Raw genomic sequence first — 12,199 nt, 5'->3', positions numbered from 1 at the left:
GCGCGCCCGCCGGAACCCGGGCGCGCCGTTGCGGCGTCGTCGCCTAGCGCGTGATCTCGCCGAGCGCCTCGGCGAGCGCGGGATCCTTGACGTCGATCTCGGCCGCCTCGCGCAGGCCGGTCACCGCCTCGAGATACTTCTCGCGGATCAGCAGCGAGCGGAGCTGGTCCTTGACCTGCTCGAAGGGCGGCGGCTGCTGCACGCGCCGGTCCTCGACCTTGATGACGTGCCAGCCGAACTGCGTCTCGACCGGCTCGGCCGTGTAGCTGCCGACCTCGAGCGCCATCGCCGCCTTCTCGAACGGCTCGACCATCTGGCCGGGGCCGAAATAGCCGAGATCGCCGCCCTGGGCGGCCGCGCCGTCGGTCGAGTGCTCCTTGGCCAGCGCCTCGAAGTCGCCGCCCGCGTCGAGCTCGTCGATGATCGCCTCGGCCTCCTCCCTGGTCTCGACCAGGATGTGGCGGGCGCGCACCTCGTTGCTCGCGCCGGTGTCGGCGACCTCCTGGTCGTAGCGCGCGCGCACGGCCTCCTCGCTGACCGTCTCGGCGACCTCGGTCTCGACGAAATCGCGATGCAGCGCCCGCTCGCGCAGGAAGGCCATCCGGTTCTTGAAGGCCTCGGTCTCGTCGAGGCCGCGCTCGCGCGCCTCGGCGGCGAGCAGCTTGATCTCGACCAGCGCCGAAAGCGCCGCCGCGCGGCGCTGCGCGTCGGGCAGGCGCGAGAACTGCGGGTCGAGGTCGGTGAGCGCCATCTCGAGGTCGCGCTCGGTCACCGGCTCGCCGTTGATCGTGGCCAGCACCGCCTCGGCGCCGCCGTCCTGCGCCAGCGCCGGAGCGGCCAGCGCGAGGGCGGCGCAGGCCAGACCGGCGCGCACGAGCGGCAGGCGGCGAATCTTGTGTAACATGGTCAGCTCCGGTCGGGTGATTGCGGGAAACGATGGAAATCAGCCCAAATGTGGCCGAAATAGGCGCATCGGCGCCCGGACGCGCGCCGTTGACATCGCCGATGCCCCCTCTTATCTGTCCTTCAACCTTGCGTCCACAACCGTTTCCGGACGTTTTTTCTCGCCTTTCGGTCCGTCCGGGATCGGTCGCGACGGATAGAAGGGCGTGTCTGATTTTGGAGCGTTCGTGGTCTTGAACGACGGCCGATCAGCCCCTGGTTCGTATCCGGCAGCAACCGTGAGCGACGCCCGGAGACGGCCCACCGACCCCGCAACGATGAAACGGCACGCCGCCCGCGCGGCCGGCGGCCTCGCGATGGAAAGGACCATCTGATGGTCAGTTTCGGCGGCCTCGCCCGCAAGTTCTTCGGTTCCTCCAACGACCGCCGCGTCAAGCGCATGCAGCCGCGCGTCGACGCCATCAACGCGCTCGAGGACGAGATGCGGGCGCTGTCCGACGAGGCGCTGCGCGCGCGCACCGACGCCTTCCGCGCCCAGGTCGCCGAGGGCACCTCCCTCGACGAGCTGCTGACGCCGGCCTTCGCCACCGTGCGCGAGGCGGCGCGCCGCGTGCTCGGCCTGCGCCCCTTCGACGTCCAGCTGATCGGCGGCATGGTGCTGCACGAGGGCAAGATCGCCGAGATGAAGACCGGCGAGGGCAAGACCCTGGTCGCCACGCTGCCGGTCTATCTCAACGCGCTCGGCGGGCGCGGCGTGCACGTGGTCACCGTCAACGACTACCTGGCCCGCCGCGACGCGGAATGGATGGGCCGCGTCTACGAGTTCCTCGGCCTGTCGACCGGCGTCATCGTGCACGGCCTGTCGGACGAGCAGCGCCGCGCCGCCTATGCCTGCGACGTCACCTACGGCACCAACAACGAGCTCGGCTTCGACTATCTGCGCGACAACATGAAGTTCGAGCGCGCCCAGATGGCGCAGCGCGGCCACGTCTACGCCATCGTCGACGAGGTCGATTCCATCCTGATCGACGAGGCGCGCACGCCGCTCATCATCTCCGGTCCGCTGGAGGACCGCTCCGACCTCTACACGACGATCGACAAGTTCGTGCCGCACCTGGTGCCGGACGACTACGAGGTCGACGAGAAGCAGCGCACGGCGACCTTCACCGAGGAGGGCACCGAAAAGATCGAGACGCTGCTGCGCGATGCCGATCTGCTCAAGGGCGAGTCGCTCTACGACGTGGAGAACGTGGCGATCGTCCACCACGTCAACAACGCGCTGCGCGCGCACGTCCTGTTCCAGCGCGACAAGGACTACATCGTGCGCAACGGCGAGATCGTCATCATCGACGAGTTCACCGGCCGCATGATGCCCGGCCGGCGCTATTCGGAAGGCCTGCACCAGGCGCTCGAGGCCAAGGAGAACGTCAAGATCCAGCCCGAGAACCAGACGCTCGCCTCGGTCACCTTCCAGAACTACTTCCGCATGTACGACAAGCTCGCCGGCATGACCGGCACCGCCTCGACCGAGGCGGAGGAGTTCGCCAACATCTACGGCCTCGAGGTGGCGGAGATTCCCACCAACCTGCCGATCAAGCGGCTCGACGAGGACGACGAGGTCTACCGCTCGACGGAGGAGAAGTACAAGGCCATCGTCGAGGAGATCCGCACCGCGCACGACAAGGGTCAGCCGATCCTCGTCGGCACCACCTCGATCGAGAAGTCCGAGCTGCTCGCCGAGCGGCTGCGCAAGGAGGGCGTCACCGACTTCGAGGTGCTCAACGCCCGCCACCACGAGCGCGAGGCGCAGATCGTCGCCCAGGCCGGCAAGCCCGGCGCCATCACCATCGCCACCAACATGGCCGGCCGCGGCACCGACATCCAGCTTGGCGGCAACCCCGACATGCGCATCGCCCAGGAGCTGGGCGACATGCCCGAGGGCCCCGAGCGCGAGGCGCGCGCCAAGGCGATCCGCGAGGAGGTCGAGGCGCTCAAGGCCGAGGCGATCGCCGCCGGCGGGCTCTACGTGCTGGCCACCGAGCGCCACGAAAGCCGCCGCATCGACAACCAGCTTCGCGGCCGCTCCGGCCGCCAGGGCGACCCGGGGCGCTCCAAGTTCTACCTGTCGCTGCAGGACGACCTGATGCGCATCTTCGGCTCCGACCGGATGGACGGGATGCTGCAGAAGCTCGGCCTCAAGGAGGGCGAGGCGATCGTCCATCCGTGGATCAACAAGGCGCTGGAGCGCGCCCAGAAGAAGGTCGAGGCGCGCAACTTCGACATCCGCAAGAACGTCCTCAAATACGACGACGTGATGAACGACCAGCGCAAGGTGGTCTTCGAGCAGCGCCTCGAGCTGATGGACGGCGACAACATCGGCGAGACGGTCGCCGAGATGCGCCAGGACGTGATCGACGACCTGGTCGCCCGCCACATCCCCGAGAAGACCTATGCCGAGCAGTGGGACGCGGCCGGCCTCAAGGAGGGCGTGCGCAGCTATCTCAACCTCGACCTGCCGATCGAGGAGTGGGTGCGCGAGGAGGGCGTCGCCGAGGACGACATCCACAAGCGCATCTCCGAGGCGGCCGACGCCGCCGCCGCCGAGCGCGCCGAGCGCTTCGGCCCCGACATCATGACCTATGTCGAGAAGTCGGTGGTGCTGCAGACGCTCGACCATCTGTGGCGCGAGCATCTCGTCAATCTCGACCATCTGCGCTCGGTCGTCGGCTTCCGCGGCTACGCCCAGCGCGACCCGCTCAACGAGTACAAGTCGGAGGCCTTCGAGCTCTTCCAGGCGATGCTGGCCAATCTGCGCCAGGCGGTCACCGCGCAGCTCATGCGCGTCGAGCTGGTGCGCGAGGCGGCCGACGCGCCGCCGCCCGAGACGCCGGAGATGGAGGCGCATCACATCGACGCGCGCACCGGCGAGGACGAGATGGGCGACGACGGCGACGCGGCGACCATGACGCTGCCGCCGCGCGCCGACAACCGCGTCGTGCCGGCCGAGGCGCGCGATCCCGCCGACCCGTCGACCTGGGGCAAGGTGGGCCGCAACGAGCCGTGCCCCTGCGGCTCCGGCAAGAAGTACAAGCACTGCCACGGCGCCTTCGCCTGAGCGGCGCCGCCGCCGCCCGCGGGCCGGCCGCGCCGGCCCGCCGCCCAACCGTTTCTTAAGCAGTCTCCGCTAGGGTCGCCCGCGACCCGAGAACGGAGACCACGGCTTGCGCTTTTCCGCAGCGACGACGGCTGAACGGCTTCTGCCGGAACGTCTTGCCGCGCGCGCCCAGCCGGTCGCGGCCGGCCTCGACGCGCTGCTTTCGGGCGCCGACGAGCGCGGCCGCGCCGGGCGTATGTCGCTGATCGCCTTCGTCATCCGCATCGTCAGCGCCGTCATCGCGTTCGCCAGCCAGGTCTTGCTGGCGCGCTGGATGGGCGGCTTCGAGTACGGCATCTTCGTCCTCGTCTGGGTGACGATGGTGATCGCCGGCAACATCTCCTGCCTCGGCTTCCACACCTCGATCATCCGTTTCTATTCCGAGTACAACGGCACGCAATCGCTCGAAACGCTGCGCGGCGTGCTTCTGACCAGCCGGCTGTTCGTGCTCGTCGCCTCCAGCCTGATCGCCGCCGCCGGCGCGCTCGGCCTGTGGCTGCTGGCCGACCGGGTCGAGAGCTACTACGTCGTGCCGTTCTTCCTCGGCCTGGTTTGCCTGCCGATGATCGCCCTGTCCGACGTGCTGCAGGGCATCGCCCGCGCCAACGCCTGGGCGATCTGGGCGCTGGCGCCGACCTATCTGGTGCGTCCGGTGCTCATCCTGGCGGCGATGGCCGGCGCGCTGGCGCTCGGCTTCGAGGCGAGCGCGCGCACCGCCATCCTGGCGGCGATCGTGGCGACCTATGCGACCACCGTCTTCCAGCTCGTCAGCGTGACCGCGCGCGTCGAGGCGCGCATCCCCGCCGGCCGCGCGCGCTACCGGCTCGGCCACTGGCTGGTGGTGTCGCTGCCGATCTTCCTGGTCGAGAGCTTCTTCTTCCTGCTCACCAACGCCGACGTGCTGATGGTCGGCCGCTACATGGCGCCCGACGACGTCGCCGTCTACTTCGCCACGGTCAAGACGCTGGCGCTGGTGCATTTCGTCTATTTCGCGGTCAAGGCCGGCGTGGCGCAGCGCTATGCGGCGATCACCCATGGCGGCGACCGCATGCGGCTCGCCGCCTTCGCGCGCGAGACCGTGTCGTGGACCTTCTGGCCCTCGCTCGCCATGGGGCTGGCGGTGCTGGCGCTCGGCAAGCCGATGCTGATGCTGTTCGGCCCCGGCTTCGACGCCGGCTATCCGCTGCTGTTCGTGCTGGTCGCCGGCGTGGTGGTGCGCGCCGCCGTCGGTCCGGCCGAGAGCCTGCTGACGATGAGCGGCCACCAGAACGTCTGTGCCGCCGTCTATGCCGCCACGCTCGCCGTCAACGTCGGGCTCAACGTGCTGCTCATCCCGGTGCTCGGCCTGTGGGGCGCGGCGATCGCCACCGCGATCGCCGTGTGCTTCGAGGCGAGCGCCCTCGCCGTCACCGTGTGGCGCAAGCTCGGCATCGGCATGGCGATCGTCCTGCCGGCCGGCTTCGTGCGAAAGGAGGTCGCCTGATGGCTGCCACGCCGATTCTCGAGGAGCTGTCCATCAGCCCGTCCGGCGGCATGATCGACCAGCTCGCCGACTGGACCGCGCCGCACCGCGACGCCGCCCAGGTGGAGTTGGCCGGCGAGGACCGCACGCTGCGCAAGCTCGCCATCTACCCGGCCTCCGCCGGCTTCGACCTGGTCGAGGAGCTCGACCATCTGTGCGCCCGCTCGATCGAGCCCAACGTGTTCTTCAACCCGCGCTTCCTCGCCCCGGCGATGCCGCGGCTGGAGGACCGCGAGGTGCGGCTCGCCGTCATCCGCGACGGCGACGACACGCGCAGCCGGCTGCGCCTGCTCGTGCCTTTCTCGGTGGAAAAGCCGGCCGGCCCGCTCGGCATGCGCGTCATGCGCACCTGGTCGAGCCCGTTCGGCCCGCTCGGCACGCCGCTGATCGACTGCGACGACCCGGCCGGCGTGGTCGAGGACTTCTTCGCCATCCTGGCGCGGCCGCATCTCGACCTGCCGCGCGTCTTCGTCATGCCGGAGACGCGCCTCGACGGTCCCTTCGCGGCGATGCTCAAGACGTTCGCCGCCGAGCGCGACCTGCCGCTTCTGACCGCCAACGCCGTCGAGCGGCCCTTCCTGGAGAGCGAGCTCGACGGCGAGGCCTATCTGCGCCGGGCGCTGCGCGCGCACCACTACCGCGAGTTCCGCCGGCTGAAGCGCCGGCTGGGCGACGTGGGCCGGCTCGAGCACACGGTGGCGCGCCGGCCGGACGAGATCCGCGCCGGGGTCGAGACCTTCCTGGCGCTCGAGGCGGCCGGCTGGAAGGGCCGCGCGCGCACCGCCATGGCGATCGACCGCTACCGCGCCGCCTTCGCCCGCGAGGCGGTGCACCGGCTGGCCGAGCGCGACCTGTGCCGCGTCCACACGCTGTGGCTCGACGGACGCGCCATCGCCAGCCTGATCGTCTTCGTCGAGGCCGGCATCGCCTACACCTGGAAGACCGCCTTCGACGAGACGCTGCAGGCCTATTCGCCCGGCACGCTGCTGATGATCGAGGTCACCAAGACGCATCTCGCCGACCCCAACATCGTCGCCACCGATTCCTGCGCGGTGCCCGACCACCCGGTGCTGAGCCGGCTGTGGACCGAGCGCCGGCCGATCGGCACGCTGATCGTCGGCCTCGATTCCGGCGCCGATCGCGCGGTGCGCCAGGCCGCCTCGCAGCTCCACCTGTACCGCGAGACGCGCAACATGGCGCGCCTGCTGCGCCAGCGCTGGCGCCGGCTGGTGTCGCGCCGCTGAGGGCGACCGATTCGGAAAAATACGTCAGCATTATTGACATAATTGATCGCCGCGCGCATCGTTCCCGCAACGAACGGGATCGACGCCATGGCGGACCTCGCCCAGCTCTTCGCCGCGCGCGCCGGCCGCATGCGCGCCTCCGAGATCCGCGAGCTGCTCAAGCTGCTCGACCAGCCGGACATCATCTCGTTTGCCGGCGGCATTCCCGATCCGGCGCTGTTTCCCACCGCGGCCTTCGCCGAGGCCTATGGCGCGCTGCTCTGCGGCCAGCAGGCGGCGGCCGCGCTGCAATACGCACCGAGCGAGGGCCATGCGCCGCTGCGCGACTGGATCGCCGCGCGGCTCGCCGCCGACGGCATCGCCTGCGACCGCGACAACATCCTCGTCACCTCGGGCTCGCAGCAGGCGCTCGACTATCTCGGCAAGCTGTTCCTGTCGCCGGGCGGTTCCGTGCTCGTCGCGCGGCCGACCTATCTCGGCGCGCTGCAGGCGCTCAACGCCTACGAGCCCGCCTACCAGACGCTGACGCCGGACGGCGGCAACACGACGCCTCAGCGCTTTCGCGCCGCCGCGGCGGCCGCCGGCGGGCGCGCCAAGCTTGCCTATGTGACGCCCGACTTCGCCAACCCGACCGGCCACACGCTCGACCGGGCGGGGCGCCGGCGCCTGCTCGATCTGGCCGAGACGCTCGACCTGGCGGTGGTCGAGGACACGGCCTACCGGGCGCTGCGCTACGACGGCGCGCCGGTCGCCTCGCTGCTCGCGCTCGAACTGGCCGGCGGGCGCACGCTCGAGACGGCGCGCACCATCCAGTGCGGCAGCTTTTCCAAGACGCTGTCGCCCGGCCTGCGGCTCGGCTGGATCTGCGCGGCGAAGCCGGTGGTGCGCCAGCTCGTGCTGATGAAGCAGGCCGCCGACCTGCACACCCCGACGATCAACCAGATGGCCATGCACCACGTCGCCGAGCGGCTGTTCGACGACCAGGTGGCGACGCTGCGCGACGCCTATCGCGCCCGCCGCGACGCCATGCTCGACGCCCTCGCCCGCCACATGCCGGCCGGCGTGGAATGGACGCGGCCGGAGGGCGGCATGTTCGTCTGGCTCGCCCTGCCGGCCGGTCTCGACGCCGCGCGTCTGCTCGAACGCGCCGTCGCCGAGGCGCGCGTCGCCTTCGTGCCGGGGCGCGCCTTCCATGCCGACGGCGGCGGCGCCGACACGCTGCGCCTCAGCTTCTCCTGCGCCGACCCGGCCGCCATCGAGACCGGCATCGCCCGGCTCGGCCGGCTGATCGCCGGGCGCGCCGGATAGGGCGTTTCTGACCGTCGGCGACGGCTCAGGGGCCGGAGCGCCCTTCCGCCTCGCGCCGCGCCCGGTCGCGGAAGATGCGGCGGATCACCTTGCCCGTCGTCGTCAGCGGCATGGAATCGACGAAGTCGACCTCGCGCGGGTATTCGTGCGCCGACAGCCGCTCGCGCACCCAGCGGCCGATCTCCTCCGCGAGCGCGGCGCTCGGCGCCTGCCCCTCGCGCAGCACGACATAGGCCTTGACGATCTCCGTGCGCACCGGATCGGGCTTGCCGACGGCCGCCGCCAGCGCCACGGCCGGGTGGCCGACCAGGCAGTCCTCGACCTCGGCCGGGCCGATGCGGTAGCCGGCCGAGGTGATGACGTCGTCGTCGCGGCCGAAGAAGTGCACGTAGCCGTCGGCGTCGGCCACGCCCTGGTCGCCGGTCGTCATCCAGTCGCCGACGAACTTGGCGCGCGTCGCCTCCGGGTTGTTCCAGTATTCGAGGAACATCACCGGGTCGGGCCTGGCAACGGCGATCTGCCCCGCCTCGCCGGCCGGCAGCGGCCGCCCCGCCGGGTCGATCACCGCCACGCGGTGGCCCGGCACCGGCAGGCCGATCGCCCCGGCGCGGCTCACCCCGATCGCCGCGCAGGACGACAGCACGAGATTGCACTCGGTCTGGCCGTAGAACTCGTTGATCGTCAGGCCGAGCTCGGCGCGCGCCCATTCGAAGGTCTCGCGGCCGAGCGCCTCGCCGCCCGAGCCGACGCTGCGCAGGTCGAGCGCGAAGCGCCGGCCGATGCCCTCCACCGTCTTGAGCATGCGCAGCGCCGTCGGCGGGATGAAGGCGTTGCGCACGCCGGTCTTCTCCATCAGCCCCAGCGCGCTGCCGGCCTCGAACTTCTCGAACCGGCCGGCCACCACCGGCACGCCGAGATGCAGGCCGGGAAGAAGCACGTTGAGCAGCCCGCCGGCCCACGCCCAGTCGGCCGGCGTCCACAGCCGGTCGCCCGCCTGCGGCAGGAAGTCGTGATGCATCTGCACGCCGGGCAGATGGCCGAGAAGCACCCGGTGGCCGTGCAGCGCCCCCTTGGGCGGGCCGGTTGTGCCGGAGGTGAAGATCATCAGCGCCGGGTCGTCCGGGCCGGTGTCGGCCGGCGGCAGGTCGTCCGGCCCCTCGGCCACCGCCGCCTGGAAGTCGAGCGCGCCGGCCTCCGCGCCGTCCACCGAGACCGCCGTCTCGAGCGCCGGCAGCCGGTCGCGAATCGGCTTCAGCTTGGCCAGCCCGGCCGCGGTCGTCACCACCGCGCGCGCGCCGGCGGTGGCGAGCCTGTATTCCAGCGCCTCGACGCCGAACAGCAGCGCCAGCGGCACCGCCACGGCGCCGAGCCGGTAGATCGCGACATGGCTGATCGCCGTCTCGAAGCCTTGCGGCAGGAGCAGCGCCACGCGGTCGCCGCGCCGCACCCCGGCCGCCGCCAGAACGCGCGCCAGCCGCGCCGAGCGGCTGCGCAGCGCCCCGTAGGACAGCGTGTCGGGCGCGCCGTCGACACGGTGGTCGATCAGCGCCACGCGCTCGGGCTCGGCCGCCGCCCAGCGGTCGCACACGCTTTGCGCGATGTTGTAGCGCGCGGGAATGTCCCAGCGGAAGTCGCGGTATAGCGCCGCGTAGCTGTCGCGCCGTTCCAGCATGGCCCTGCCGCTCCCCGCCGACGATCATCCCGCGACCGAACCGGGCGCCGGCGGGCCGGCAGCCGCCGCGGCCGCGGCCCGCTTATAGCGGGTTTGCCGCAGCGGGTCATCCTGCCGCCGGGCCGCCTCGCCGGCACGCTCGGGCGCTCAGGCGGTGAAGCGGCGGATGTCCGCGAAGATGTCGCGCCACTCCGCCTCGTCGATCTCCATCAGCCCGAAGAAGCGCAGCATGAAGGCGCCCTCGGCGGCGAGGAAGGCGAGCCGGGCGCGCCGGTCCTCCTCCCGGTCGAGGTCGAGCGCGGCGATGCGCTGGCGATACCAGGCGCGCGTGGCGGCGAGATGCTCCGGCGTGCGGATCAGCGCGGCCAGCAGGCTCGCCGCCTTGGCGTGCGCGTTGTCGTCGGAGCCGTAGATGCCCTCGACATGCGCGCGCACCGCCTGCGCCGGCGTCGCGTCGGGCCCGGCCATGCTGCGGAAGATCGCCTCGTAGGTCTGGTCCCAGCGATCGAACATCGCCTGGATCAGCGCCTCCTTGCTGCCGAAGGCGTACTGCACCCCGCCCTTGGTGACGCCGGCGGCGCGCGCCACGGCATCGATCGTCAGCGCCGCCGCGCCGCTCTGGGTGACGATCTCCTCGGCCGCGTCGAGCAGCCGCTCGCGGTCGATGGTGCGCGGCCGGCCGAGGCGGCGCGGCTCTTGCGGGTCGTCTTTATTTTCCATACGTATGTATTTAAACCCTGCGCCCGTGTCGTGCAAACGGTGCGGCGCGCGCCTGCTTGTCGGTCATGACCTGCCTCCGGTGGATGCGATGAAACTGCGCAATCGTTGGGTCGTCCTGGCGATCCTGTCCAGTGCCCTGCTGCTGATCACCGTCGACATGACGGTGCTCTACACCGCGCTGCCGCGCCTCACCCACGATCTCGCCGCCTCGGCGGCCGAGAAACTGTGGATCGTCAACGCCTATCCGCTGGTGGTGGCCGGCCTCTTGCCCGGCTTCGGCACGCTGGGCGACCGCTTCGGCCACAAGCGGCTGTTCGTCGGCGGCCTCGCCGTGTTCGGCACAGCGTCGCTGGTCGCCGCCTTCGCGCCGGCGCCGGCGGTGCTGATCGGCGCGCGGGTGCTGCTCGCCGTCGGCGCGGCGATGATGATGCCGGCGACGCTGTCGATCATCCGCCTGACCTTCGACGACGAGCGCGAGCGCGCGCTGGCGATCGGCGTGTGGGCGGCCATCGCCTCGGGCGGCGCGGCGCTCGGCCCGGTCGTCGGCGGCGTCCTGCTCGAGTTCTTCTGGTGGGGATCGGTCTTCCTGGTCAACGTGCCGGTGGTGCTGGTCGCCCTCGTCCTGGCGCTGCGCGCCATCGACCACCGGCCCGGCCGGGCTGACCGGCCGTGGGATGCCGTCGGCTCGCTGCAGCTCCTCGTCGGCCTCGTCGCCGTCGCCTTCGCCATCAAGGAGGTGGCGCGCGCCGAGGGCACCTGGCAGACCGCCATGGCGGCCGCGCTCGCCGGCGCGCTCGCGCTCGCCGCCTTCGCGGCGCGGCAGAACCGGCTGCGGCACAAGCTGATCGACTTCTCGCTGTTCCGCGACGCCGGCTTCGCCGCCGGCGTGGCCGCCGCCCTCGTCGCCTCGCTGGCCGTGGTCGGCGTCGAGCTGGCCGTGCTGCAGCGCCTGCAGCTGGTGGTCGGCCTGTCGCCGCTCGACGCCGCCATCCTCATCATGCCGGTGCCGCTGGCTGCCGTCGTCGCCAGCCCGCTCGCCGGCCTCGCGCTGCCGCGCCTCGGGGTGACCAACGTGCTGTCCGGCGGGCTCGCCCTGGCCGGTCTCGGCCTGGCGCTCTATCTCGTCAGCTTCGAGGCCGCCACGGCCGGCGCCGTCGCCGGCTTCGTGCTGCTCGGCCTCGGCCTCGGCGCGGCCATGAGCGCGGCCTCGAGCGCCATCATGCTGCACGCCCCGCGCGAGCGCGCCGGCATGGCCGCCTCCATCGAGGAGGTCTCCTACGAGCTCGGCGGCGCGCTCGGCATCGCCGTTCTGGGCTCCATGCTGACCGCCGTCTACAGCCTGTCGCTGGCCCTGCCGGCCGGCCTCACCGTCCCGCCGGCCGCGCATGGCAGCATCGACGGCGCGCTGCTCGCCGCCGAAACCATGCGCGCCGACGCCGCCGCCGTGCTCGTCGCGGAAGCGCGCCACGCCTACGATCTCGCCTTCCTCGCCGTCGGCATCACGCTGACGGCCGTTCTGCTTCTGGCCGCCGCGGCCGTGCGGCTGCGCACGACGCGCCGGCGCGCACCGGCCGGACCGTGAGCGCCGCCCGAAGCGGCGACAGCATTTCCAGGCGAAGTGGACACCGGTCCGCCGTCCGCAAACGCGGCAAGACAGTAAGTTGGAGCCGATCTGC

The 12,199-nt window shown here is 71.6% G+C and carries 8 protein-coding genes; 5 read left to right on the top strand and 3 right to left on the bottom strand.

What is annotated here, in order from left to right; all coding sequences use genetic code 11:
- Positions 1-43 precede the first annotated feature (43 nt).
- Positions 44-904, bottom strand: coding sequence for a peptidylprolyl isomerase (locus N1F89_RS09725; protein ID WP_290083731.1), 861 nt, complete (start codon positions 902-904; stop codon positions 44-46).
- Positions 905-1,276: 372 nt separating this feature from the next.
- On the opposite strand from N1F89_RS09725, the gene secA reads away from it, so the two are divergent.
- The 4 genes from secA to N1F89_RS09705 all read left to right on the top strand — a co-directional run bounded on the left by secA (position 1,277) and on the right by N1F89_RS09705 (position 8,131).
- Entirely contained in the window at positions 1,277-4,018 is a 2,742-nt protein-coding gene (secA, locus tag N1F89_RS09720) for a preprotein translocase subunit SecA (protein ID WP_290083730.1), read from the top strand.
- Between the two features lie 106 nt (positions 4,019-4,124).
- Complete coding sequence (locus tag N1F89_RS09715; RefSeq protein WP_290083729.1) at positions 4,125-5,540, top strand: lipopolysaccharide biosynthesis protein; 1,416 nt, start codon at positions 4,125-4,127, stop codon at positions 5,538-5,540.
- Positions 5,540-6,823 (top strand): GNAT family N-acetyltransferase, encoded by a 1,284-nt coding sequence (locus N1F89_RS09710; RefSeq protein WP_290083728.1) that lies wholly within the window; start codon positions 5,540-5,542, stop codon positions 6,821-6,823. Before N1F89_RS09715 ends, N1F89_RS09710 begins: the two co-directional genes overlap by 1 nt.
- Positions 6,824-6,910: 87 nt before the next feature.
- Entirely contained in the window at positions 6,911-8,131 is a 1,221-nt protein-coding gene (locus N1F89_RS09705; RefSeq protein ID WP_290083727.1) for a PLP-dependent aminotransferase family protein, read from the top strand.
- Between the two features lie 25 nt (positions 8,132-8,156).
- On the opposite strand, the gene N1F89_RS09700 is transcribed toward N1F89_RS09705, so the two are convergent.
- Positions 8,157-9,803, bottom strand: a complete 1,647-nt coding sequence (locus N1F89_RS09700) for an AMP-binding protein (RefSeq protein ID WP_290083726.1) — start codon at positions 9,801-9,803, stop codon at positions 8,157-8,159.
- A 147-nt stretch (positions 9,804-9,950) separates the two neighbouring features.
- Positions 9,951-10,523 carry a TetR/AcrR family transcriptional regulator gene (locus tag N1F89_RS09695; RefSeq protein WP_290083725.1) on the bottom strand — a complete coding sequence of 191 codons (573 nt, stop codon included), beginning with the start codon at positions 10,521-10,523 and terminating at the stop codon, positions 9,951-9,953.
- A gap of 88 nt (positions 10,524-10,611) precedes the next feature.
- Between N1F89_RS09695 and N1F89_RS09690 the strand changes: the two genes are divergently transcribed.
- Positions 10,612-12,105, top strand: a complete 1,494-nt coding sequence (locus N1F89_RS09690) for an MFS transporter (protein ID WP_290083724.1) — start codon at positions 10,612-10,614, stop codon at positions 12,103-12,105.
- The last annotated feature ends 94 nt before the right edge of the window (positions 12,106-12,199 follow it).

The organism is Aquibium sp. A9E412, from assembly GCF_030398335.1.
Classification (GTDB): Bacteria; Pseudomonadota; Alphaproteobacteria; order Rhizobiales; family Rhizobiaceae; genus A9E412.
Note: the sequence above shows the minus strand (reverse complement) of the source record. Positions and strands in the feature narration are given on the sequence as shown.

Excerpts from the sequence above, each read along its gene's own strand:
- N1F89_RS09725 (WP_290083731.1), bottom strand. The coding sequence starts at position 904 with ATGTTACACAAGATTCGCCGCCTGCCGCTCGTGCGCGCCGGTCTGGCC.
- secA (WP_290083730.1), top strand. The coding sequence starts at position 1,277 with ATGGTCAGTTTCGGCGGCCTCGCCCGCAAGTTCTTCGGTTCCTCCAAC.
- N1F89_RS09710 (WP_290083728.1), top strand. The coding sequence starts at position 5,540 with ATGGCTGCCACGCCGATTCTCGAGGAGCTGTCCATCAGCCCGTCCGGC.
- N1F89_RS09705 (WP_290083727.1), top strand. The coding sequence starts at position 6,911 with ATGGCGGACCTCGCCCAGCTCTTCGCCGCGCGCGCCGGCCGCATGCGC.
- N1F89_RS09700 (WP_290083726.1), bottom strand. The coding sequence starts at position 9,803 with ATGCTGGAACGGCGCGACAGCTACGCGGCGCTATACCGCGACTTCCGC.
- N1F89_RS09695 (WP_290083725.1), bottom strand. The coding sequence starts at position 10,523 with ATGGAAAATAAAGACGACCCGCAAGAGCCGCGCCGCCTCGGCCGGCCG.
- N1F89_RS09690 (WP_290083724.1), top strand. The coding sequence starts at position 10,612 with ATGAAACTGCGCAATCGTTGGGTCGTCCTGGCGATCCTGTCCAGTGCC.